The sequence below is a fragment of the Paenibacillus sp. JL3B1040 genome, assembly GCF_057063165.1.
In genome coordinates this window covers 949642-971995 of sequence record NZ_CM169317.1, presented here as the reverse complement: position 1 = coordinate 971995, position 22354 = coordinate 949642, and the positions used below count along the sequence as shown (strand labels likewise).

At 54.6% G+C, this 22354-nt stretch carries 24 protein-coding genes and 1 pseudogene; 11 read left to right on the top strand and 14 right to left on the bottom strand.

All coding sequences use genetic code 11. The annotated features are described in order from the left end of the window. Positions 1-123: 123 nt before the first annotated feature. Positions 124-1131 (top strand): beta-ketoacyl-ACP synthase 3, encoded by a 1008-nt coding sequence (locus ACZF99_RS04220; RefSeq protein ID WP_483609370.1) that lies wholly within the window; start codon positions 124-126, stop codon positions 1129-1131. A gap of 11 nt (positions 1132-1142) precedes the next feature. Here the strand turns inward: ACZF99_RS04220 and ACZF99_RS04215 are convergent, their stop codons facing one another. After that, positions 1143-1481 (bottom strand): hypothetical protein, encoded by a 339-nt coding sequence (locus ACZF99_RS04215; protein ID WP_483609368.1) that lies wholly within the window; start codon positions 1479-1481, stop codon positions 1143-1145. Between the two features lie 114 nt (positions 1482-1595). On the opposite strand from ACZF99_RS04215, the gene ACZF99_RS04210 reads away from it, so the two are divergent. After that, positions 1596-1808 carry a hypothetical protein gene (locus tag ACZF99_RS04210; RefSeq protein WP_178023551.1) on the top strand — a complete coding sequence of 71 codons (213 nt, stop codon included), beginning with the start codon at positions 1596-1598 and terminating at the stop codon, positions 1806-1808. 17 nt (positions 1809-1825) lie between these two features. Here ACZF99_RS04210 and ACZF99_RS04205 read toward each other — a convergent pair whose 3' ends face one another. Continuing rightward, a complete protein-coding gene (locus ACZF99_RS04205; RefSeq protein WP_483612527.1) occupies positions 1826-2767 on the bottom strand; it encodes a DMT family transporter in 942 nt (313 codons plus the stop codon). Positions 2768-2946: 179 nt separating this feature from the next. Between ACZF99_RS04205 and ACZF99_RS04200 the strand changes: the two genes are divergently transcribed. Next, positions 2947-3792: a sulfurtransferase gene (locus ACZF99_RS04200; protein ID WP_483609366.1), complete on the top strand. Its 846-nt coding sequence runs from the start codon at positions 2947-2949 to the stop codon at positions 3790-3792. A 43-nt stretch (positions 3793-3835) separates the two neighbouring features. Here ACZF99_RS04200 and ACZF99_RS04195 read toward each other — a convergent pair whose 3' ends face one another. Then, positions 3836-5611, bottom strand: a complete 1776-nt coding sequence (locus ACZF99_RS04195) for a glycerophosphoryl diester phosphodiesterase membrane domain-containing protein (protein WP_483609364.1) — start codon at positions 5609-5611, stop codon at positions 3836-3838. A gap of 245 nt (positions 5612-5856) precedes the next feature. Here ACZF99_RS04195 and ACZF99_RS04190 point away from each other — a divergent pair. Beyond that, positions 5857-6162: pseudogene (locus tag ACZF99_RS04190) on the top strand (aldo/keto reductase); the annotation flags it as partial. Positions 6163-6516: 354 nt separating this feature from the next. Here the strand turns inward: ACZF99_RS04190 and ACZF99_RS04185 are convergent. Next, positions 6517-7872: a helix-turn-helix domain-containing protein gene (locus ACZF99_RS04185; RefSeq protein WP_483609362.1), complete on the bottom strand. Its 1356-nt coding sequence runs from the start codon at positions 7870-7872 to the stop codon at positions 6517-6519. Between the two features lie 143 nt (positions 7873-8015). Between ACZF99_RS04185 and ACZF99_RS04180 the strand changes: the two genes are divergently transcribed. After that, positions 8016-8579 (top strand): 5' nucleotidase, NT5C type, encoded by a 564-nt coding sequence (locus tag ACZF99_RS04180; RefSeq protein ID WP_483609360.1) that lies wholly within the window; start codon positions 8016-8018, stop codon positions 8577-8579. Positions 8580-8591: 12 nt separating this feature from the next. Here ACZF99_RS04180 and ACZF99_RS04175 read toward each other — a convergent pair whose 3' ends face one another. Continuing rightward, positions 8592-10043 carry a serine hydrolase domain-containing protein gene (locus ACZF99_RS04175; RefSeq protein WP_483609358.1) on the bottom strand — a complete coding sequence of 484 codons (1452 nt, stop codon included), beginning with the start codon at positions 10041-10043 and terminating at the stop codon, positions 8592-8594. A gap of 204 nt (positions 10044-10247) precedes the next feature. Between ACZF99_RS04175 and ACZF99_RS04170 the strand changes: the two genes are divergently transcribed. The 5 genes from ACZF99_RS04170 to ACZF99_RS04150 all read left to right on the top strand — a co-directional run bounded on the left by ACZF99_RS04170 (position 10248) and on the right by ACZF99_RS04150 (position 13850). Next, positions 10248-10799 carry a glutathione peroxidase gene (locus tag ACZF99_RS04170; RefSeq protein ID WP_483609356.1) on the top strand — a complete coding sequence of 184 codons (552 nt, stop codon included), beginning with the start codon at positions 10248-10250 and terminating at the stop codon, positions 10797-10799. Positions 10800-10962: 163 nt separating this feature from the next. After that, on the top strand, positions 10963-11532 hold the full coding sequence (locus ACZF99_RS04165) for a thymidine kinase (RefSeq protein WP_483612525.1): 570 nt from the start codon (positions 10963-10965) through the stop codon (positions 11530-11532). Between the two features lie 22 nt (positions 11533-11554). After that, positions 11555-12322, top strand: coding sequence for a MerR family transcriptional regulator (locus ACZF99_RS04160; RefSeq protein ID WP_483609354.1), 768 nt, complete (start codon positions 11555-11557; stop codon positions 12320-12322). 66 nt (positions 12323-12388) lie between these two features. After that, the gene (locus ACZF99_RS04155) at positions 12389-13120 is read left to right on the top strand and encodes an ABC transporter ATP-binding protein (RefSeq protein ID WP_483609352.1); all 732 of its coding nucleotides are present in this window, start codon (positions 12389-12391) and stop codon (positions 13118-13120) included. Beyond that, positions 13107-13850, top strand: a complete 744-nt coding sequence (locus ACZF99_RS04150; RefSeq protein ID WP_483609350.1) for an ABC transporter permease — start codon at positions 13107-13109, stop codon at positions 13848-13850. Before ACZF99_RS04155 ends, ACZF99_RS04150 begins: the two co-directional genes overlap by 14 nt. A 14-nt stretch (positions 13851-13864) precedes the next feature. Here the strand turns inward: ACZF99_RS04150 and ACZF99_RS04145 are convergent, their stop codons facing one another. The 6 genes from ACZF99_RS04145 to ACZF99_RS04120 all read right to left on the bottom strand — a co-directional run bounded on the left by ACZF99_RS04145 (position 13865) and on the right by ACZF99_RS04120 (position 18733). Next, the gene (locus tag ACZF99_RS04145; RefSeq protein ID WP_483609348.1) at positions 13865-15274 is read right to left on the bottom strand and encodes a deoxyguanosinetriphosphate triphosphohydrolase family protein; all 1410 of its coding nucleotides are present in this window, start codon (positions 15272-15274) and stop codon (positions 13865-13867) included. A gap of 146 nt (positions 15275-15420) precedes the next feature. Then, a complete protein-coding gene (locus tag ACZF99_RS04140) occupies positions 15421-16164 on the bottom strand; it encodes a hypothetical protein (RefSeq protein WP_483609346.1) in 744 nt (247 codons plus the stop codon). After that, positions 16161-16619 carry a flavodoxin gene (locus tag ACZF99_RS04135; protein WP_483609344.1) on the bottom strand — a complete coding sequence of 153 codons (459 nt, stop codon included), beginning with the start codon at positions 16617-16619 and terminating at the stop codon, positions 16161-16163. The genes ACZF99_RS04140 and ACZF99_RS04135 overlap by 4 nt, the downstream gene beginning before the upstream one ends. Before the next feature lie 92 nt (positions 16620-16711). After that, positions 16712-16984 (bottom strand): hypothetical protein, encoded by a 273-nt coding sequence (locus ACZF99_RS04130; RefSeq protein ID WP_483609342.1) that lies wholly within the window; start codon positions 16982-16984, stop codon positions 16712-16714. A 70-nt stretch (positions 16985-17054) separates the two neighbouring features. After that, entirely contained in the window at positions 17055-17846 is a 792-nt protein-coding gene (locus ACZF99_RS04125; protein ID WP_483609340.1) for an ABC transporter permease subunit, read from the bottom strand. After that, the gene (locus ACZF99_RS04120) at positions 17843-18733 is read right to left on the bottom strand and encodes an ABC transporter ATP-binding protein (RefSeq protein ID WP_483609338.1); all 891 of its coding nucleotides are present in this window, start codon (positions 18731-18733) and stop codon (positions 17843-17845) included. Before ACZF99_RS04120 ends, ACZF99_RS04125 begins: the two co-directional genes overlap by 4 nt. A gap of 156 nt (positions 18734-18889) precedes the next feature. Between ACZF99_RS04120 and ACZF99_RS04115 the strand changes: the two genes are divergently transcribed. Next, the gene (locus tag ACZF99_RS04115) at positions 18890-19510 is read left to right on the top strand and encodes a TetR/AcrR family transcriptional regulator (protein ID WP_483609336.1); all 621 of its coding nucleotides are present in this window, start codon (positions 18890-18892) and stop codon (positions 19508-19510) included. A gap of 88 nt (positions 19511-19598) precedes the next feature. Here ACZF99_RS04115 and ACZF99_RS04110 read toward each other — a convergent pair whose 3' ends face one another. The 3 genes from ACZF99_RS04110 to ACZF99_RS04100 are packed head-to-tail and all read right to left on the bottom strand — an operon-like array spanning position 19599 to position 22215. Beyond that, positions 19599-20270 (bottom strand): TetR/AcrR family transcriptional regulator, encoded by a 672-nt coding sequence (locus tag ACZF99_RS04110; RefSeq protein ID WP_483609334.1) that lies wholly within the window; start codon positions 20268-20270, stop codon positions 19599-19601. A 50-nt stretch (positions 20271-20320) separates the two neighbouring features. Beyond that, positions 20321-21484: an ABC transporter permease gene (locus tag ACZF99_RS04105; protein ID WP_483609332.1), complete on the bottom strand. Its 1164-nt coding sequence runs from the start codon at positions 21482-21484 to the stop codon at positions 20321-20323. Continuing rightward, on the bottom strand, positions 21481-22215 hold the full coding sequence (locus ACZF99_RS04100) for an ABC transporter ATP-binding protein (protein WP_483609330.1): 735 nt from the start codon (positions 22213-22215) through the stop codon (positions 21481-21483). The genes ACZF99_RS04105 and ACZF99_RS04100 overlap by 4 nt, the downstream gene beginning before the upstream one ends. Between the last annotated feature and the right edge of the window lie 139 nt (positions 22216-22354).

The following is a 22354-nucleotide window of genomic DNA, read 5'->3' as shown; positions in this document are numbered from 1 at the left end:
AGCATTGTCCCGGTACATGATTTGTATAGAACATTGGAAGGTTATTAATAATCGTGGTATACTCTTTTTAACACCTGGTACTAACACCTGATACCAATTTAGCGATATAAAGGAGTGATACGGTTGACCCCACAGAAATCCCTTTCCAAAGCCCGCATTACCGCATTGGGAACCTATGTTCCCGATAAAATCCTGACCAATGGGGACCTGGAGCGCCTCGTGGATACGAGCGACGAGTGGATCGTGCAGCGCACGGGCATCAAGGAACGGCATCTCGCCGCCGAGGATGAATTCACCTCGCACCTCTGCATCCGGGCCGCGGAGCGGCTTCGCGACACGTACCTGGTCGCGCTGGACGATGTCGACTTCATTATCGCCGCTACGACAACGCCGGATTTTTCTTTTCCGACCGTATCCTGCCGGGTTCAGCAGCACTTTGGCATGGAAGGGGCCGGAGCCATCGATCTAAACGCCACCTGCGCCGGCTTCGCTTATGCCCTGCACTTGGCGAACGGCATGATCAGCACCGGCCTGCATCGCAAAATCCTTATCGTTGCCGGCGAAACGATGTCCAAAATCACCGATTACACCGACCGCAGCACCTGCATTCTATTTGGCGACGGGGCCGGGGCCGTGCTTGTCGAAGCCGATCCCGAGCAGCCCGGGTTCGAATCGTTTATTCTCGGAACGAACGGAGCCGGCGGCATCCACGTCTACCGTTCCGGACTGGCGGAGCAGATGGACGGGCAACCGCTCGAAGGGAAAGGCAAAATCGTGCAAAACGGACGCGAAGTGTTCAAATGGGCCGTCCGCACCGTCTCCGCCGGAATCGAGCAGCTGCTGGAGCAAGCCGAACTCACTCGCGAGGACATCGATTGGTTCGTGCCGCATAGCGCCAATTTGCGTATGATCGAGTCGATCTGCGAGAAAGCGGACCTGCCGCTCGCCAAAACGCTGCAAAGCGTGCAGGACATGGGCAATACGTCTTCCGCATCGATCCCGCTGGCTTTGCAGGCCGGCATCGATACGGGCCGTCTGAAGTTCGGCGACCGCGTGCTGCTGTACGGCTTTGGCAGCGGCTTGACCCATGCCGGCTTAATTCTGCGCTGGGGCGTCCCGGACTTGTCCTAAAACCCACCACATTAAGCAAAATAGTCGATCGGGAAAATGGATTCCTGACCGACTATTTTTTTAATAAAACCGCGCTTTGATGCCATGGGCCAGTCCGTCAGTCCCTTTGCACGATTATCCCTTTCGATAAGGGGTAAGGGAACACGGGCGAACGCGAGCACGCACGGGTCGACCAGGACCCTGCCGATCTGGCCCTCCCGCTCCTCCGTCTCCGTACTCTCCTCTCCCTTATCCTTCTCATCCGTGTTCTCTTCTCCCCTGCATTTCCTCTTGCCGTGTCCTCCTCTCCCGAATTTGTCCGTTTCTACGTGAACTGACCAAACGGGATAATCCTGCAAAGCGATCGGCAACGAGGGTATCCGTACCCCAACCGTTCCCTTTTCAACCCGCGGGCTTCCGGGTACAATAACAAGAGCCGAATTCCGCAAATTGTCCCTATTTTAGCCAATAAGGAGATTAGTAATATGCCTACCCTTAGAGAACTGTTTACCGATTTGGATTTTCAGGAGGCGCTGGACCGGAAGCTTCGCGTCCGCGTCTTCCGTGACGATCACATGATCGACAACGGCAGCATCGTCATCCGCTTCACGGACGATACGATCATCACCCAAGCCGGAGTGAGCGAGCTTTCCTATCATCCGCGCCGGGAATGCCAATTTTTCGAACTGCGAAAATAATTTTCAGACAGCCAGCCCTAACCTGCCTTTCCCTCTTGCCCCGCCGCCAGTACCTTCTCGCCTTCCGGCACCGCGTCTGGCGCTTCTTTGCCGTAACGAATGAAGATCCACACGCCGCATAAAATGAGCGCGCCCGCCGACAACTGCAGCGGAGTCAAGCTTTCCTTCAGCAACATCCAGGCCAGCAGCGAAGCAAACACCGGCTCGCCGAGGACGGCCATCGACACGACCGATGCGCTGAGATACTTCATTAGCCAGTTGAACAAATAATGCCCGAACAACGTCGGCACAATCGCCAACAGCAGGAAAATCCCCCATTCGCGCGGCGCATAACCGGTAAATCGGATACCGGCGGCGGCGTTATAGACCGCCATCGACGTTCCCGCCACCGCAAACACGAGGAAATTATAGACGAACGCGCTGATCGTTTGCAGCAGTTGCTTGCCGACCAAGATATGGATCGCGACCGCCACCGTCCCGAGCAAAGAGAGCAGGTCCCCGGTAACGGCTTGGCCGGACAAAGCGAAATCCCCGGAGCCGATGGCGATCGAGCCGATTAACGCCAACGCAACGCCGAGGATCATCGCTTTATTGATTTTGGCCCCGAACAGGAAAAATGACCCCAACATGACGATAATCGGCTCCAGCGTCAGAATGACAGTAGAGCTCGCTACCGTCGTCAAGCGAAGCGATCCCATCCAAAGCAGGAAATGCAGCCCCAGCATAAGCCCGGAAAATAAAAGGCGCCCCCATTGCTTGGTTGTCAGGTGCGCAATCTCTCCCCGATAGCTCCACAGCAGCGGCAGCATCAATAGATTAGTCAAATACATCCGGTACATCGCGATCACCGAGACTTCGGCGCTAGACCAGCGAATAAAAATCGAAGAAAACGAGATGGCGATAATGCCGATCACGTATAAAATTTCATATTTGCCTATGGACTTGGTGTCGGTATGCATATGCTTCAGAATTCCCAGCTTTCCGTCGATTTTTTGCCGCCTCATCTTGTTGCAAACCACTTCATTATAGCGGAGTTATGATCGTTCCTCAATCGAAAAAAGCGATATCGCCCGATCTAAGCTTTAGGCTTATAATAGTTCCATATGAAAACGATGAATGCAGAGGATGTGTACGCCATATGGAACCGATCGTATCCAAACGCTGGCTGCTGGCCCGCATGTATGAGCCGAATCTTGTGATTGTCGATTGCCGCTTCGAGCTTGGTCGGCCGGAGGCCGGGCGGGCGGCTTACAACGCCGCGCATATTCCCGGTGCCGTTTATCTCGATCTTGAACAGGATCTGTCGGCACCGGTCACCACGCACGGCGGGCGCCACCCGCTGCCCGCCCCGGACATTTTGGCCGCGCGCCTTGCACGCGCCGGCATCGGCAACGCCACCAGAGTGGTCGCCTACGACGACCAGGGAGGCATGAACGCCTCCCGCCTATGGTGGCTGCTGCGCTGGCTGGGCCATGACGACGTCTGCGTCATGGACGAGGGATTCGCCGCCTGGCAGGCCGGCGGCTATCCCGTGACCGCCGAGCGGCGGACCGTCGTCCCCGCCGCTTTCACCCCCGCGCTCCGGCCGCAGATGCTGGCCGGCGTGGAGGACGTGCGCCGGGCGCTGGGCGATCCCGGCGTGGTGCTGGTGGACTCGCGCGCCGCGGATCGCTACGCCGGAGTGCAGGAGCCGCTCGACGTCAAGGCCGGCCATATCCCGGGGGCGATCAACCGGTTCTGGAAGCAGGTGCTGGACGACAGCGGCTCCTGGAAGAGCGAGGGCGAGCTGCGCGAGCAGCTAGCGCCGGTTGTCGCTGCCTTGGACGAGGGCCGCGAGGCCATCGTCTATTGCGGCTCCGGCGTGAGCGCGTGCCCGAACGTGCTCGCCCTCTACCGCCTCGGCTACCCGCAGGTCAAGCTGTACGCCGGCAGCTGGAGCGACTGGATTAGCTACGAGGAGAACCCGATCGCGACGGGGGAGTAGATCGGCAAATAGCTTGCCGAAGGTGTGGGGGGGCCTCAACGAATTACAAATCCACTTCCACCATCGACTGCGCTGTCTCGGGGGAATCGGTGATCACGCCATCGATCGGGTACTTGAGGACTTCCTTCATATCCCGTCTGGTATTGACGGTCCAGACCCACACCTCGCGGCCATTGGCATGGGCCTTATCTATAAAGAAATCGGTTAGCATGATCTGTTCGATCGTATAGAAGTCGACGTCGAGATTCGATAAGTCCCCGAGCGCAAAAAACAGAATTCTCCCGATTTTGATCTCGGGGGCCAGTTCCCGGATCCGGCCCAGTACTTCGCCGTCGAACGACTGCACCCTCACCTCTTCCTCGGCTCCGGCTTCCCTGATGAGACGAACGACCTCCTCCGCCAGCGCCTCGCTGACCGAGCCGTTCGGCTTCAGGTCCAGCAGCAGCTTAATGCGGCCCTGCGCCTCGGCGAGCACGTCGTACAGCGACGGGATGCGTATCGGATCACCGTTCTCGTCCAAGCCGATGGACAACTGCTGCACTTCCGCGAAGGTCATATCGGCGATACGCTTCCGCACTCCCGTCATTCTTCTCAGATCGGAATCGTGGTTTAATACGGCAACTCCGTCCTGGGTCATCTGCACATCCAACTCGGCAACCTGAATGCCTTTGTCGATCGCCGAGAGCAGGGCGGGCAGCGAATTCTCGGGGGCGTTCGACGTATCCCCGCGATGCACCGCGATTTGTACGTTCCATTTTGCGTATATCAGGCTATCATTCGCCCGCATGCCGATAAATACCGCCAGGGCGATATAAACGGCAGCGCCCGATACATATGCGGCCCTCTTCCACTTGAGTTCCCTCCACCAGGCGACGATCCGACTTTCGATACGGCCTAATCTGCTGCGTCTAACGTTAAGCCGATCCCTCGCCCGAATCCCCCTTGAACGGTTAAGCGCGTAATAGAGTCTCGTCAGCACGAACAGGTTGATCGGCAACAGCAGAAGCTCCAACAAATAGGCCAGCACGGTCGAAACCGTCAGCGAATAGTGCTGGGACACGAGCGCGAGCACATCGAGATTCAGCCAGGAAGGGATGTGACCGAGTGCGGACACCGCTGCGGAGGTTGCCGCAAGGATCGCGGCATTAAAGAGAAGCAGCGAGCCGAACAGCCGCCAACGCCGGCCTTGCGTTAGGGCATGGCTTTCGCGAACCGCCTGCCGCAAATTCAGATCCTCAAGCACGATGCCATGCAGGACGAAGATCCATCGAAGCAATGAATACAATAACCCCGCAAGAAGCACGACATAGGCGGCCGTCATCATGTAGGAAGCGTCCAGCACCTTATTATTCAAGAAGATCGGAACGTTAAACAACGCATAAAAAGACGCCGACAGCGGCGAGTCGATAAATGGGATCAAGAGCAGCAACAGCAGCAGCAGTTGGAACACGCCGAACCCAAGCAACTTTGGCATCTTGCGCAGCACCGTCAACACCGCGTCCGAGATGGCGATCTCCTTGCCGAAAATGCGTTGCTGAATGAGAACGATCAGCACCAGCAATTGGATCAGCAGCGTAAAGGAAGCGACAAGCCCAATCAGTGTCAGTCCCACCAAGCCCTTATAGCTCAGCCCAATCCGGTACACTTCCCCGTTGAGCAAGGAACCGGAGCCGACCACCCGGAGAACGCGGTGGAACAACAGCGATGTGACCGGAAGGATGACGACGCTCGTAACAAGCATATAAATCAGTTGAAATAGCAGCAGCTTGGCGGAATACTTGCGAAAATCGCGGATGCTTCTGCCGATTAGTCTAAGCATGGCTCAATGCCCCCAAAATCGGGGTGAGCGAATATTCCATCGTCACGCCCATTTTCCTCCGAGCACATCCAAGGTTTTCTCGACGAACGGTGGGCATCCGTCAAATCTCCCCTTTTGGATATAACTATATTATGTATAACAAGTATCATGGATATAAGTGAATGAGTTTTCACGTCTTTAAATTGTATATGAACTTTTATAGAATGAAAATGGTTACAACACAAATACCGGGAGGATGAGGATATATGGAATATAGAAGACTGGGCGGAAGCGGCCTCAAAGTGAGCGAAATCAGCTTGGGAAGCTGGCTGACCTACGGGGGATACGTGGAACGCGAAAATGCGGAGAAATCGATCAAGACGGCTTACGATTTGGGCATCAACTTCTTCGATACGGCCAACGTGTACGAGAAAGGCGCGGCGGAGGAACTGGTGGGCAAAGCGCTCAAGGCTTACCCGCGCGAATCCTACGTGCTGGCCACGAAGGCGTTCTGGCCGATGGGCGAGGGTCCGAACGACCGCGGTTTGTCGCGCAAGCACGTCATGGAACAAGACGTCATGTCTATTCCCACTGCAAAGTGCGGATGAGGTCCTTTTTCCTGAGGCAGTACGGCCCTGGGCGGGGCCTGATCTTAAAAATGATCGCTTCCAAAATCTAACCCTCGCCACAGAGCTTAAGCAAGCCTAAATCATCGTGTTGTGATTTTAACGCTTATCACAGTGCTTATATCTCATATTTGCTACTGAAACCATGGATTTTTTCCGTATTAGAGTGTGTCAGCGTCGTTAGAACTTTTAAAACGCCGGATTCGCATAAATAGCGCTGATCATCAGCGTTAGAGTCAACTATCCGGATTACTCAGAGGCTCGCCACAACATCCGCTGAAGAAAGCGGCAACTGACAACCTACATCCGTCTCGCCGCGCGTTCCTCCAATTCGGCGATCTCCAGCAAAATTTCGCAATAGGGCTTCAAACGTTCCCGGTCGCCAAACAGCGCCTCCGCCGAAAAATCCTGCGGAACCAGCCTCCCCAGCAAGCGCGACAGTTCGGCAATCTTTTCGTACTCCCGGGCCAGATCATCCCTGCCGTTATCGTAAAAGAAGGGAACGGCATACTGGCGGTCGAGATATTGCTTGTAATTGCACATCACATTGAGATAAGGCTCGAAATTGTCCTCCCAGGCATACGTCATTAGCGCGTTGGCAAAAGCCTTATGGGCGGCAAGCCCGTTGTATTGGCCCAGCGCGACGTTCTCCTCCAAAATCAGACGCTTCGCCAGCGCCAGAGTTTGCGAGAACATTTCCTCCTTGGACGGCTTTTCGGTTTTTCCCTCAATGATCAGCAGCCGCCCGTGACTGCCCTGCGCGAAAAATCCGCCGTGCCAATTGGACTTCCGAAAATAACCGGTATCGTCGGCATCCTCCTTATGATCTTCTTCGGAAAACATAAAGGGGTTGTATCCAAGGAGCACGTTCCCGTCGTTGTCATAACCGGAAATGACGCAAGCATCGGCGCAATCGATCACGCCCTCCAGCGTGATCACGGGCACCCCTCTGTCGATGCTGTCCATAACCAGCTGCCGATCGGAATCGAAATCGCCCCGGATATGATGCGTGACCCGATAGCCCAGCATCTTGAAAGTATGTTCGATGATCATCGGAGCATGGATCACGTGATAGTTGCCGTGATTCCATTTTTCCACCGACGGCATGGAGAATGACGTGCGGAAGGCGCTGCCGGAAACCGCGCAAACTCCGTCATAATCCAAGGTCTCGCCCAAAGCGTTCAAGGCCGACACAACGCTGCCCACGAATTCGTTCTGACGTTCCTTATCCGACCAATCCACCTTCAATAAACCCGGTAACAAGTTTCTTCGCATGCAAAAACCTCCCCGCAAACTGAAATCGATCGAGAGGGGCGCGAATCTGGATCCATCGACATCGGAGGAGGCAAACCGGGATGGCGAGCATCCGAACATCCGCTTGAACGCCTTGGAAAAAGCCTCGACGGTTTCATAACCGTACTTGAAAGCGGTATCCGTAACCGATAGCCCGCCAGCCGCAAGTTCGTCCGCAGCGCACGACAGCCGGCGAAAACGGACGTATTCCATCACGGAATAGCCCGTTAAGGCGCTGAACAGGTTTTGAAACGTGGACGGAGCGTAATGAATCGCCTCCCCGATTGACTCCATCGTGATATCCTCCAGCAAACGGGCTTCGATATAATCGATAGCTTCCTGAATTTTGCTGACCCAATTCATGGTGTAGCCCCCCTTCGAAACCAGTATAAAGAGAAGCGCGGGAACCTACTTGTTTTTTTGCATGATATTTTGTCCTGCGGAGAGAAGTCTTGTATCCTCCCAAGAAGTCCAATAAAATAAACCCAGGAGGGAGAATACAAAACATGCGCAAAAACATCGTAGCCATCGATATGGACGACACCCTCTGCCACCTCGTGCCGAAGGCGATCCATTATCACAACTTGCAGTTTCCCGACCGCCCGTTGACCATGGATCAGATGATCAGCTTCGACATGACGGGAATTTGGCATCCCGATTGCAATGAAGATCTATTCTTCGGACGCCCCGGCTTGTATGAGGAGCTGGAAATTTTTGATGAACATACCATAGAAGAAGCGCGCAAGATCGCGCGGGACCACGACGTGATCATCGTTACGGCGGCCAGACCGTCTTCGGTTCCGGAGAAGTGGAATTGGCTGCAGCGCTGGATGCCGTTTATCCCGTTCGAGAACTTCTTCGTCGCCAAGCGGAAAACGCTGCTGGATTTCGACCTGTTGATCGATGACGGGCCCCATAATCTTGTGCCCGCCAAGGAGGCCGGAAGGTTGACCATCGGCATCCCCCGCCCGTGGAATGCCCCGATTCAGGAGCATTTCCTGATGAAGGATTCCTGGGAGGGCATGAGCGAGCTGGTGAATCGGCTGCTCGTCGAGCGTCCCCCCAGGTAAAGACCCTAGCTTTTACTCCAGCCGGCCACGAATTGGGGCCGAAGTCGGCTCCGTGAAGGATACGTTGACCGCACTGCGGATTTCGATTCCTTGTTCCAGCAGTTCGATTTCGACGGCGATACGGAACGGCGTCTCGATCCGCTGGATGCTCAGCAGCAGCGTGTCCGCCGATTTCCAGGTGAAGGAAGCCGCGATTTGCTCCTCCTCCTCGAATAACGTCGTCCGCCCCAATCGCCAAGCCTGCCGCCCCAGTTCGACCCGGTGCTCGCCGCGGTTGTCCTTGATGTCCAGCACGGCCGTGTCCCCGTGAATATCGATTCTCGTACTTTGCAGGCCAAGTTCGTTGGGTTCCAGCAGCCACCCCTTTCCGCTGCCGAGCTCGGCTTCCCGCTCGGAATGCGGCTGGGTCCGAGGCGGCTCCAAATACAAACCCTCCAGGAAATGGCGCAATTCGGTCTCCGCCGCCCGATCTTCCTCGGCCAAGCCTTCTTCCCCTTGGGCAAAAGCGCCCAACAGGTGCTCCCATACCCCATTCAGCACCCCCTGCAGGTCGTTGGTGCCCGATGTCATGGCAAGCACCGCCTTCTGTTCCGGCAGCACGATGCAGAACTGTCCGAACGCCCCGTCGCCCCGGTATACACCGTGACGGCAGCGCCAGAATTGATAGCCGTAGCCCTGCGCCCAGTCGCTGTCCCCGCCATCGCCGTTGGAGATCTGCTTGGAGGTTGCGGCGTTGATCCAGCTTTCCTCCAGCAGCCGGTTGCCTTGCCATAGGCCCTTCTGCAGGTACAGCTGGCCGAATTTGGCGATATCCTCGGTCGTCACCTTAAGGCCGAATCCGCCGGTGTTGATGCCGAGCGGACAGCTCTCCCAAGTCGGATTCGCGATGCCGAGCGGCTCGAACAGGCGCGGCTGCAAATACTGCAGCAGCGTTTCCCCGGTAACCTTTTGCAGAATGGCGGACAACATGTAGGTGGCTCCGGTGTTATACAGGAAGAACGTCCCTGGCTCATGCTCAACGGGCAGCTCCAAGAACGCCCTGACCCAGTTCCCGTCCTTTGCTCGGTCAAGAGGTTCCATCGTGTCGAAGGCGTGCCCCGTCCCCATCATCAGCAAATGCTTGATTTGCATCGCGGCCAAATTCGGCGATATCTCCTCCGGCACGTCCTCCGGAAAGAAGGAGACGACCGGATCGTCCACGTTTAGCTTGCCCTCCTGAACGGCCATACCGATGGCGGTGGAGGTGAAGCTTTTGCTAAGCGAGAACAACATATGCGGCAGATCGGGCCCGTAAGGCGCCCACCAGCCTTCCACCCCGACATGCCCGTGCCGCACCAGCATCAAGCTATGCAATTCGATAGAATGCGCTTTCAAATATTCCAAAAAACCGATCACGCTCCGAGCCGAGATTCCCAGCTCCTTCAGGCTTTTTCTAGGCAGCGATTTCTCCGTATGGACGGACATTTCCACCTCTCCCTTCATTGGGCATTCGCCCATTTCCATTATACACCTGCCGGACCGGGCGGGTAAGCTTCGTCCTCATTGGTTCTTCCTATCGAGCTTATTGCATCCGAGTATTTCCGTTCCCCCTCTTCAAGCAGTATGCTTATGGCAAAGGCCCTGCCTTAACCGGAGGCTGTCCATTCCCTGCACGAAGGAGGAACACGCGTGACGATTTATGATTTTCAAGCCGAATGGATCCAGGGGCGTACGATTCGTCTGTCCGAATACCGGGGGAAAGTGCTTATGATCGTCAATGTCGCCAGTCAATGCAGCTTCTCCAGGCAGTTTGCCGGCTTGCAATCGCTGTATGACGCCTGGCGGGAGCACGGATTCGAGATTCTCGCATTTCCTTGCAACCAGTTTAACGGCAAAGAACCCGGTAACCATGTTGAAGTCGAACAAGCTTGCCGGGGTGGCTTCGGCATTACGTTCCCGCTGTTCGGAAAAATCGAAGTTCGCGGCGAGCGCGCGCACCCTCTTTTTGCCTATTTGACCGAGCAGGCTCCGTTTCAAGGGTTTGACCCGAATAACGAACAGGAGCTTTGGATGAAGAACTTTCTGCTTGAACAGCACCCCGAGATCTATGCCGGCAACGGGATCAAATGGAACTTCACGAAATTTCTGATCGACCGCTGCGGAAACGTGGTAGAACGATTCGAGCCAACGACGGAGCCGGCGGCGCTGGGGCGTGCCGTCGAAACGCTTGTGAAACAGTAGATTACGGGTTCGGGAATTGACAACAACGGCTGAGTAGACGTCGCGTCGCCGGCCGATGATTTTCTCCAAATTTCGCGCTTGCCTATCCAACAATAAGGCCGAAATATGCTAGAATAAAGAGCATCATGATTGCGATATGAACTACAGAAAGGGACGTCATCGTTTGGCACAATTATTTTACAAATACGGAGCAATGAACAGCGGCAAGTCCATCGAAATTTTGAAGGTTGCCCACAATTATGAGGAACAGAACAAGCCGGTGCTGCTCTTTACCTCGGCGATCGATAATCGCGACGAAGTCGGCTTCGTTTCCTCGCGGATCGGGCTGCGCCGGCAGGCCATCCCCGTGTTTCCGGATACGAACCTGTACGAAATCGTCAAAAATCATACGCCTCGCCTGTACTGCGTTTTGGTGGACGAATGTCAATTCCTCGGCGAGGACAGCATCAAGCAGTTGGTCCGGATCGTCGACGAGCTGGACATTCCCGTGATGGCCTTCGGATTAAAGAACGATTTCCAAAACCAGCTGTTCGAGGGCAGCCGTCTGCTGCTCATTTATGCGGATAAAATTGAGGAAATGAAAACGATCTGCTGGTTCTGCGCGCGCAAGGCGACGATGAACCTGCGGGTGGAGAACGGCAAACCCGTCTACACTGGCGAGCAAATCCAAATCGGCGGCAACGAGTCGTATTACCCGGTGTGCCGGAAATGTCATGCCAACCCGCCGCTGTAGAACTCTTCGGGGGTGGTAATTCGTGGCGACAAGCACGTACAAGACGTCCGAAATCGCAAAACGAATAGGGATACATCCCAATACCGTGCGGCTTTATGAAGAATGGGGGTTCATCCCCAAGGCGGAACGAATGGCGAACGGCTATCGAATGTTTACCGATTTCCATTTGGAGCAACTTAAACTGGCCAGAATGGCGCTGGCAGTTGAAATCCTCCAAAACGGTTTGAGAAAAGAAGCGATCAATATCATCCGAACATCGGCCTCCGGTCGATTAGATCAAGCGAGCGACCAGGCGGAGCGCTACTTGCAGCACATCAAATCCGAACAAAGCAATGTTGAGGATGCTATAACCATTGCCGAACAATTGTTATCAGGCGATCATTCGAAGCAAGGTCCCAAGGTGTTCACCAGGAAACAAACCGCCGACGTCTTACACATCTCCATGGATGCCTTAAGAAATTGGGAAATGAACGGCCTGCTCACAATCAAACGAAAACAAAACGGTTACCGAGTTTACACCGAAGAAGACCTCCGACGTTTGAAAGTCATTCGATCCTTGCGCATGGCGAACTACTCGCTCTCGGCGATTTTACGGATGCTGAATGCTTTATCCCGAAACCCCGAGGTGAATCTGCGGCAAATCATCGACACGCCTGAAGAGAGCGATGATGTCATTTCCGTATGCGATAAATTGATCACTTCTTTGCATTCCGCCGAGCAAAATGCGAAAAAGATGCTTGGGCAGCTAGCGAAGATGAGACAACAATTTGCGACAAACCCTCCACATTGACACCAGACTTTGTTCTGGTGTTTTACTGTGTTTATGCAACAAAAAATACAGGAGGAGAGTTATTGCATGGAAACAACCGTTCATGTGGAGAAACTATGCAAGTTTTACGACCCTATTCAAGCCGTAGACAATATTGATATCTCGATGGGTCGTGGAGAAGTCTTCGGGTTGCTAGGCGCCAATGGTGCGGGAAAAAGCACCACGATCGAATGTATTTTGGGAACAACAAAACGAGACAGCGGAAAGGTATCCATCCTGGGGATGGACCCGGTGCAGGATCGAAAAGAGCTGTTCCAGCGCGTTGGCGTGCAATTCCAGGAGGCTCACTATCAGGACAAAATCAAAGTGTCTGAACTTTGCGAAGTCACCGCCGCGCTCTACAAAACCTCTCTGGATTACCGTGCTCTTCTGAAACAATTCGGATTAGCCGACAAGCAAAATCGTTATGTCAGTCAGCTATCCGGGGGACAAAAACAGCGTTTGTTTATCGTCCTCGCCTTAATCCCGGACCCCGAGGTGGTGTTCTTGGACGAATTGACCACCGGGTTAGATCCCAAAGCTCGGCGTGATGTGTGGAGAAGCCTCTCCGAATTGAAGGAGAAGGGGATCACGATTCTGTTAACCTCTCATTTTATGGACGAAGTGGAAACCCTCTGCGACAAAATCATGATTTTGAAGAACGGGCAAAGCATCTTTTACGGGACGGTACAAGAAGCGGTTGCCGCAAGTCCCTACGAGAATTTAGAGGACGCCTATCTTTGGTTTACCGACGAGGAGGATGAACATGCGAGCATTTAAAACGTTGCTACTAACGGAAAGCAAACTGTCCTTTCGCGGGTTGGACATGTTGATCTTTGCCATCTGCATGCCGGTAATCGTCGTTGTGATCCTTGGGGCGATTTATGGAAATAAGCCGGCCTTCAGCGGTGCGGGTTATTCTTTCTTGGAGCAGTCCTTCGGGGCGATCTCAACCATCGCGATTTGCGCCGGGGGCGTGATGGGCCTTCCTTTGGTTGTGTCCGATTACCGAAGCCGAAAAATATTAAAGCGGTTCAAGGTAACCCCCACCCGTCCCGCTCTGATCCTAGCGGTGCAGGTTGTCATTTATGCGCTGTACTCCTTAGTTTCGCTCCTGCTTGTTTACGGGACGGGGGCCGTCTTGTTCGGATATCGGTTCCACGGATCATGGGTTTTGTTTCTGGGCGCTTACTTGTTGGTGATGCTGTCGATGTTCAGTATCGGGCTGTTGGTGGGAGGAATCGCGCCCAATTCCAAAATAGCCGGTGCTTTGGCCAGCCTGTTGTACTTTCCGATGCTCATTTTTTCGGGGGCCACGCTGCCATATGAGGTCATGCCTGCTGTCCTTCAAAAAGCCGCCGACATCCTGCCGCTGACACAGGGAATTAAACTTTTGAAAGCCGCTTCCCTGGGCTTGCCGATGGATCAGGTTCTCGTTCCCGTTATCGTGATGATTGGTATTGCGGTGACATGCACCAGCCTGTCTCTTCGGTTCTTCAAGTGGGAATAAACCTATAGAAGGATTTAATCCATATCGTAAATCGTACCGACCTTCAGCCCGTACAGCTCGTTGTAGATCTTTTCCGCGTAGGCGTCCGTCATGCCGGCAATATAGTCGATGATCATATGCTCCCAGGTCCAGATCGGCTTGGCCTTGGCCTGATCGCGGTCGAACCTGCGCAGCCAGTCGCCGGGGATGATCGATTTGCTCGTCTCCGGATCGACGAAGGCGTCCCACAGCCGCTTGATGATCCAAGCGCTGCGCTTCTGCAGCCGCTGCACCCGCAGATCGCGGATCATCGTGACCCAGGCGAAGCTCTTCAGTACGCTCACCGTCCGCAGCATGTCCTCATCCTCTTGCCCTTCCTTAACGAACGTGACCTTCTGCCAATCGCCGTCGTCGACGACGCCCAGGCTGCCGACGAACAGGCTGACCCAATACGCTTTGACCTCCCGGCGCGTTCGGGAATAGTCTTGATCGCAGATCGGCATTTTGGCATTCCAAATGCACAGGAACGCGTCCAGCACTTCCGCCACCTTGACCTGTACTTTGTCCGGCATCCACCCCGCCCAAAACGAATCCTCCAACGTCATGATCTTCTCGACAATGAGCCGCTGGATATGCGAGTCCTTGAGAAAATGCTCGTGCACCTCGATTTTCCCCGCCTTGATTCCGTCCTCGAGATCATGGGCCGAATAGGCGATATCGTCGCACAGGTCCATCAGTTGTGCTTCGAACGTCTTCTTCCCTTCCGGAATGCCCCACCGCTCCCGAATGAAGGAGATATACTCCCATTCATGCAGATAGAGTCCCTTTTTGTTGATCGTTCCCGGATAAGGGTACTTGTTCGTGCCCAGCAGCACCGCATCGGATAGATTTAAGCCATCGATGTTTTCCCGTTTCTCCAGGAACATCATCAGGCGGAAATTGTGGGCATTGCCTTCGAAATGCTCGTACTTTTGCCGGATCGCTTCCCGGGCGCGCCGCTCTTCCTCCGGCGACGGATGTTTCCCTTTCAGGGCCGATCTTACCTTCTCCTCGATGAGCTTCTCCAAAATTTGATCGAGCACTTCTTCGCCCTTGTGGCCAAACGGAGGATGCCCGAAATCATGGCATATCGCGGCGCATTCCACCACCTCCGGGTCGATGACCAACCCCGGATGTCCGGCTCGATCGGCCGCGAGCTCCGGATAAGCGCGCAGCAGGCTTCGCGCCGCTTCCCTAGCGATCTGCGCGACCTCCAGCGAATGCGTCAGCCGAGTCCGATAATAATCGCCCGTGCCGGCCCCAAACACTTGCGATTTCCCCTGCAGGCGGCGAAAAGTCGGGGAATGGATCAATCGCGAATAGTCGCGTTCGAAGGTGGCGCGGTTATTTTCATGTCCGATATTGTCAGGGTATTGGCGATGTTCCCTTAGTTCCTGGATGTTCATTGCTCTCGCACTCCTTGTCGCTTTCTTTCTTTTCTGTTATTGTAGCCGTCCGCGGCCGGAACATAAAGTGCCGGGTCCAAAAATGGTTTACCCGCACAAAAACAACCCCGCATCGCGGGGCTTCGCTCCAGCAAGCTTTATGATTTTTACGATACCCCAAGCCTCCACGGTTCGCCGCCGCCGGTTCGCTCGGCATCGCCGCCGTCCGATTCCTCCCTTTCCCGGGCGCGGCATTCGCTTTCCCACGTGTCCCGCAACAACAGCATGTAGTCGATCGACTCCTGCAGGTTGATCGACTCTCCGGAAACCGTCCGCCTCCGCCCTTCCAGCAACGCATACACCTCGATGTTGCCGGGCGGACGACCGAACGCACTGTGCCAAAACACGTTGACCATATGGATAAAGGCTTGCGCGATCGTCTCGTTCTCCTCCACCAGAAATTTCTGTATCGTTACCCGTTCGGGAGTTCCCCGTTGCTGCCATACCGTTTGAAAAATAACGGACAAGTGCAAATCAAGCCCAGCCGCAGGCGTTCCCCACTTCTCATATAAGGCTACGGGATAATCGTAAATCCTCATCCCTGTAACCAGCGTCAACTCGGAGACCATCCGGTTGTAGACCTGCCAGTAAAATAAAGGATCGGGAAAATCACTTTGATTTCGCGGCCAACGCCGGTTCAGCAGCACCTGGAACGGCGTATGCAGCCGGACCGCCGGGATGAGCGTGAAATAATCGTTGATGGCGTGACCGACGGCGTATTGCACGCGCTGCTGCCAGGTGATCGGAGATCCGCCGCACGTTTGGCCGCCCACCCCCGCCTGGCCGGTCGGAGCCGTCACAAGCGACCGCAGCCACTCCTCGAGTTCATAATCGACGATCCGCCTCGTCATGGCTGATGCAGCGCTCCCAGGCCTTGCGCGAAGCTTGCCCCGAATTCCCGGCACAGCACCTTCTCTTCCGGATTCGGACCGTATTCCACCTTCAAAGAGGGTTGAACGAGGACGGCCCCGAATTCCCGCAGCCGCTGCTCCAGCTCATCCACGGCCGCGCAATACAGACGATAGGAGGTATCTCCGCTGCCGAATACGGCAGCCCGGAGACCTGCCAGATTCAGCTCCTTCATTTCGTCCACGAAATCGGCGAACTCGTCGGGAAGTTCCCCGTCCCCCCAGGTATAAGCCCCCAGCAGGCAGGCGTCGTATTCCAGCAGATGAACGGCGTTGCAGTCCTCGACCATTTTCAAATCCGCGGTAGCTCCGGTGCTGCGGACGCCCTCGGCGATCAATTCGGCCATTTCCTCCGTATTGCCGGTCAAGCTCGCGTATACGATGATGATTTTGCTCAATCTCCTCCACTCCTTCCAGACGGAACGACTTGATAACCGAAGTATAATTGATAATGATTATCATTGTCAATGATGGGGCGGATAGTATCTTCTCACACCTCCTTTGCACGATTATCCCCTTCGTTCAGAATTGGGGGGATCGAGAGTGAGGCTGTTTCCTGATGCAACGGGATAATCCTCAAAAGAAGGAACGGATAGATGAAATCAATGAAAGCCGGCCCCCTGAAAGGAGTATCCGGCTTCTTTTTACTATACGATCTATCAGCTAGTCCCACCCACGCATCATTGGAGTAGCCGCGCTGCTCCCAATATCCGACATGCTCGCCTTCGATCAGCTCGATATGCGTCAGCCAAAATACGGACAAAAAAAGATACCCATAGATAACTATAGGCATCCGATAAACTTATAGGGAGTACAGTCAACATCCCTTTCTTTTATAACGGCAAATCCCTTTTTGCAAAAATCCAGACGGCCGCTCCATACAGCACCAGCCCCGCCGCCCCAAGACCCAAAGCTGCCGGGAGGACGTCGTACGAGCTTGTGGCGATTTGGATCGGCTCAAAAACGCTCAACACCGTCAATCCACGCAACCATTCCATCTCCCCGCTCATATTCGCCACGAGTTGTGCGATGAAGAAGAAGACGGACAGCAACCCGGAGGCCGCCAACGTACGTTTACTGTCGTTCAGCAGGCAGGAGAACAGGAACGCGTAACCGCTGATGACGAAAAACAACAAAAATCCGAGCAAATTGATTTGCAGGAAAGCGGACGTATCCAGCTTAGCATCGTTCACCAGTACCGGGGCTAATGCCAAACCTGCTACCGAGGTCAGCAAGGAGATCAGGAACAAATTAACGATAAGGACCCCGGCTTGCGTCACGGCGATCCTCCTTCTGGAAACCGGCGTCGCCAATAGATAGGCCATCGACCCGCGGTCCACCAAATGCGACATCAGTCCGTTCGCGACGACGACGCAATAGATCATCAGAAACATAATGAAGGTCGCCCCGTAAAATCCCGTCGCCATGAATCCGGTCAACGTCTCCATCCCTTCCTGCATCCCGAAGGCGTTACGCATCGCTTCCGGCATTGCAGCGAACAGATCGGATTCGCCGCCGGTATACATCCCCATCGTCGCGAGAAAATAAAAGATCGTAATCGCCAAAAAAACCACGAATAGCTTCAAATTCCGGCGGTAAGTCGAAACGAATAATGCCCGGTTCATCGCGCGGCCTCCTTCGCACCGTAAAAGTGCATAAAAATATCCTCAAGCTTTTGCGACTCCATATCCATATTGGAAATTCCCCGGCCGGCCAATGCCGCGATCAATTGCTCATAGTTGCCCTGGACGGCCAAATGCAGCCTTGGACCTTCCTCTTTGACGCAGTCGAGCCCGCTGCGCTTCACGGCGTCCGCATCTTCCTGCGATTGGAACGTAACCGCGATAATCTTGCGTTGCGCCGCCTTCATTGTTTCGATTCCCTCGACGGCAATGAGCTTTCCGTCTTTGATAATGCCGACACGGTCGCAGGTCCGTTCGATCTCCTCAAACATGTGGGAGGACATCAGCACGGTTTTGCCGCGTTCCTTCTCTTCGAGCACCAGATCAACGAACACTTGCTGCATTAAGGGATCCAGGCCGGAGGTCGGTTCGTCCAGGATGAGAATGGCCGGATCATGCATAAAAGCCGCGACGATGCCTACCTTTTGCTTCATCCCTTTGGACATTTTGCGGATGGGGGTCTTCACATCGAACTGAAACCGCTTGATCAATTGATCGCGCCGGCCCGTCCCCTTCATCCCGCGCATCCCTCCCAGCAATTCAAGCACTTGCAGTCCGTTCATGCCGTCCGGGAAGGAGATTTCCCCGGGGAGATAACCCACCTTCTTCATCACTTCCGCGCTCTGCCGCATGCAATCCAAGCCGTCGATCGTGGCCTTTCCTCGGTCCGGCTTGTAGAAACCCATCAAATGGCGGATGGTCGTCGATTTACCGGCACCGTTTGGCCCTAAATACCCCAGGACCTCTCCTTTTTTAACGGAAAAGGTCAGATCGAAAATCCCTTTCCCGTTGGAAAATCTCTTCGTCAATCCTTCCGTGCGAATGCTCATTTTGAAGGACACCTCTCATTTAATGTTTTGAATAATATATATTCATTTCATTCACAATGTACATTGGTTGATGAAGGAAGTCAAGATGTTTTGAATGAATTGAGTTGAAAATATACAAAACTTAACGTATTCTTGGCATAGAGGTGAATTACGTCGATGAATGGATATCAACGCCGCACGGAGTTGAAGAGAGAGAAAGTCAAACGCGCCGCCGTAGAGTTGTTTACGGCTTACGGTCTAGACAAAGTCAGCCTAGCTGAAATCGCGAAGCAAGCCGGCGTTTCGCCCGTAACGATTTACAATTATTTCGGCACGAAAGACGAGCTATTCGCCAAAGTCGTAACCGAAATGCTGGAGGAGGCTTGGGAGGAACGACTTCGCATGCTTCGCAGCGATCTGCCTTTTTTGGAGAAAATCGAGAAGATGATCTTCGAGACGGCGGATTTTGCAAATAAGGTCGATCCCGAATTTTTAAGGACGATGATGTCCAGCAGTCCGGAAATCTTAGCCATGACGGAAGAGATCTATAAGCGGTATCTCCCCCAGATGATGGATTTCTTTGAGGGAGGACAACGGGAGGGGTACATCAACAAGGACGTGTCGGCCGAAACCTTCTTGCTCTACCTGAATCTTCTTAACGAGGCTAGAACGAAAATCGATCTGTCTATGGATAAAGAAAAAAACCAGCGTTTAATCAAAGAATTGACCAGCCTGCTTTTCTATGGACTGGTCGGTCCGAACGGCCGGCAGGATCACTTCGGGGCAGACCGGGGTTAGACCGTCTCCCCATACTCCGGCCGTTAGCCCTGATGACGGCAAAAACCCGCCCGGGCGCAATGCCCAGGCGGGTTATTACCCTTGATCGTTATCGAGAGCGGCCGGCGATGCCGTACATGAGCAGATCCACCGTACGCTCGATCTCCTCTTCTTCGTCGAAAGGAAAATCCGGCAGGATTAACACATGCACCAGAATCATGCCGATCACGATGCTGGCTCCGGTTCGCGCAATCCGCCAGGGCGGCGCATCTACGATTTGACCCTTTTCCTGAAAATGCAGAATGACCTTCTCGATCCGCCGAAAAACGATCTCGGATGCCAAATTTTTCACCTGCTCCAACAGCTCCGGCTGGAACGGCACCTCATGGATCAAAATTTTGATGATCCGCATATTCTCACGGACAAATTTGAGGCGATCCTTAGCCAACGCGCGAAAAAAATCCTCCGCCCGCTCATAGGGCAACTCGATCATCTTGGCGAAGTCCCGCAGCAAGAACGGCGCAGCCAGCTTGATGACGATCGGTCCGGCGATGGACAGAAGCAGATCTTTCTTCGTCTTATAGTGACGGAAGATCGTTCCTTCGGCCACTCCGGCCTTTTGCGCGATTTCGCTGGTGGAAGTAGCGGCATACCCTTTCTCGGCAAAAATCTCCGTCGCCGCCTCCAAAATTTTGATCTGCTTCTCCGTTTTCTTCTCCGTGTCCTCTTCTTCCGTCAACCGGATCAGGTCCTCCAGCCACTGCTCTTTCCCGTCCGACATAGAGGCCTCTCCCCTTTCCCTTCGCATCTTAAGGTTCTTTGTCCAGCGTACTATATTTTGCGGTGCTTGCGCAACGCGAGGACATTGGCGAGCATGAATGCGATGGACAGCCCTGCCAACACGTAGACGTCCAACGCAATCCCGCTCCAGCCCTCGCCTCGGATCATAATGCCGCGCAGCGCGTCCGCACCGTATTTCAGCGGCGTGATGTGGGTAATCCAGCGCAGCCACGGCGAAATGCTCTCCAGGTCAAACAACCCGGAAAAGAACACCTGCGGCACGATGACGAGCGGGATGAACTGAATCATCTGAAATTCCGAATTCGCAAACGCCGATAGGAGCGTGCCGAAGCTAAGGGCAGCGAGCGAAAGCAGCAGCATGATCAGCAGCACGTACCCGAAGGAGCCGACCATCAGGCTGCCGAGCGCATACACGGTAAATCCGGCGATCAGCACCGCCTGCAGGCTCGTAAAGATGCCGAAGCCCGCCATGTAGCCGACGACGATTTCCCATCGGCGCAGCGGCGTAGCGAGCAGCCGCTCCAACGTGCCGCTTGTTCTCTCCCTTAGAAAAGAAACGCCGGCGATCAGGAATACGAAGAAGAAGGCAAACAAACCAATCAGCACGGGACTTAAGCTGTCGAAGGAAGACATGTCCGCCCCTCCGTGCAAATATTCGAACACCGGTGCCTGCGACTTCGGTAGTTGCTGCGCCGCGCCTTCCAGACCAGCCGAAGCGCTGTTCGGACTTGTCGCTGCCGCGCTGCCAGGGTCAACCGCGGAGTTTCCGCCCTGGTCAGGGGCCGGGGGCGTCTCGCTTGAAGCGACTGGGGCGCCTGGGGCGCCTTGGCCTTGCAGCGTTTTTTGGATCAGCAGCATAACCGCCCGGTTCTTGGAAGGATCGCTGCCTTCCAGCACGATATGCGGTACGCCTTGATCGAGGCGGATCAGCGCGTCGATCTCTTGGTCGGCCAAAGCCGATTGGGCCATGGCCTCCGTATCAAAGGCGATCACTTCGGCATCGCCGCTGCTCAATTGGTCGGAAAGAGCGGTAGGGATTTGCACCGTCCCGATTTTCGGCTGATAGGCGTCGCCGTTAAATACGAGATACATCATGGATAAGACCAGCAGCGGAGCAACGATCAACAAAGCCATTGTCCGTTTATCGTGAATGAATTGACGGATAATGCGAACGATCAAAGCCCGGATTCTCATGCGCGGACACCTCCGTAATACAGGAAAGCTTCTTCGATCGTAACGCTCCCGGTTTCCCGTTTAAGCGCTTCCGGCGTACCCACGGCAATTAGCCTGCCGTCACGCACCATGCCAAGCCGATGGCACTTGTCGGCCTCGTCCATGACGTGGGTCGTCACCAGGATTGTCGTGCCCTGGCGGCTAAGGCTCTCGAATTCGTCCCATATCGACTTGCGCAGGACGGGGTCGATACCGACGGTGGGTTCGTCGAGAATCAGCACCTCAGGTTCGTGCATCAGGGCGATCGCCAGCGACAGACGGCGCTTCATCCCGCCGGAATAGGCGCCGACGGGCTGTTTGAGATGATCCGTCAGATCCACCAGCGCCATGACCTCATCGATGCGCTGCTTCATTTTTTGGCCGCGCAGGCCAAACAACGCCCCGAAGAACTCCAGGTTTTCCTTGCCCGTCAGTTCAGCATACATCGCGTCGGATTGGGCCATGTAGCCGATACGGTTCATCATGGCCAACTTCGGCATCCGCGTGCCCAGCACCTCGACCTCCCCGCGGGTCGCTTCGTCGATTCCGGCGATCAATTTTACGAACGTCGTCTTGCCCGAACCCGATGGCCCCAGCAGCCCGAAGATCTCGCTACGCCGAACCTCCAGGCTTATGCCGTGCAGCACCTCCTTGCCGTTAAAAGCTCGAGTTACCTCTTGAGTACGGAGGCAAATATCCGGTTTGTTGTTCATTTCTGGTTCACTCCTCTGTGGGGAGAATGCAAAAATAGTGAGTACTTACTCATTATTCCTGATGAAATTAAGATACTCTTTTGAGGTCGGGGTGTCAAGTGAGTAATCACTCATTTTGAGAGGGCGATTTGATGCAGGA

Coding starts and splice junctions, on each gene's coding strand:
- ACZF99_RS04210 (WP_178023551.1), top strand. CDS start 1,596: ATGCCTACCCTTAGAGAACTGTTTACCGATTTGGATTTTCAGGAGGCG.
- ACZF99_RS04205 (WP_483612527.1), bottom strand. CDS start 2,767: ATGCATACCGACACCAAGTCCATAGGCAAATATGAAATTTTATACGTG.
- ACZF99_RS04200 (WP_483609366.1), top strand. CDS start 2,947: ATGGAACCGATCGTATCCAAACGCTGGCTGCTGGCCCGCATGTATGAG.
- ACZF99_RS04195 (WP_483609364.1), bottom strand. CDS start 5,611: ATGCTTAGACTAATCGGCAGAAGCATCCGCGATTTTCGCAAGTATTCC.
- ACZF99_RS04185 (WP_483609362.1), bottom strand. CDS start 7,872: ATGAATTGGGTCAGCAAAATTCAGGAAGCTATCGATTATATCGAAGCC.
- ACZF99_RS04180 (WP_483609360.1), top strand. CDS start 8,016: ATGCGCAAAAACATCGTAGCCATCGATATGGACGACACCCTCTGCCAC.
- ACZF99_RS04175 (WP_483609358.1), bottom strand. CDS start 10,043: ATGTCCGTCCATACGGAGAAATCGCTGCCTAGAAAAAGCCTGAAGGAG.
- ACZF99_RS04155 (WP_483609352.1), top strand. CDS start 12,389: ATGGAAACAACCGTTCATGTGGAGAAACTATGCAAGTTTTACGACCCT.
- ACZF99_RS04150 (WP_483609350.1), top strand. CDS start 13,107: ATGCGAGCATTTAAAACGTTGCTACTAACGGAAAGCAAACTGTCCTTT.
- ACZF99_RS04145 (WP_483609348.1), bottom strand. CDS start 15,274: ATGAACATCCAGGAACTAAGGGAACATCGCCAATACCCTGACAATATC.
- ACZF99_RS04140 (WP_483609346.1), bottom strand. CDS start 16,164: ATGACGAGGCGGATCGTCGATTATGAACTCGAGGAGTGGCTGCGGTCG.
- ACZF99_RS04125 (WP_483609340.1), bottom strand. CDS start 17,846: ATGAACCGGGCATTATTCGTTTCGACTTACCGCCGGAATTTGAAGCTA.
- ACZF99_RS04120 (WP_483609338.1), bottom strand. CDS start 18,733: ATGAGCATTCGCACGGAAGGATTGACGAAGAGATTTTCCAACGGGAAA.
- ACZF99_RS04115 (WP_483609336.1), top strand. CDS start 18,890: ATGAATGGATATCAACGCCGCACGGAGTTGAAGAGAGAGAAAGTCAAA.
- ACZF99_RS04110 (WP_483609334.1), bottom strand. CDS start 20,270: ATGTCGGACGGGAAAGAGCAGTGGCTGGAGGACCTGATCCGGTTGACG.
- ACZF99_RS04105 (WP_483609332.1), bottom strand. CDS start 21,484: ATGAGAATCCGGGCTTTGATCGTTCGCATTATCCGTCAATTCATTCAC.
- ACZF99_RS04100 (WP_483609330.1), bottom strand. CDS start 22,215: ATGAACAACAAACCGGATATTTGCCTCCGTACTCAAGAGGTAACTCGA.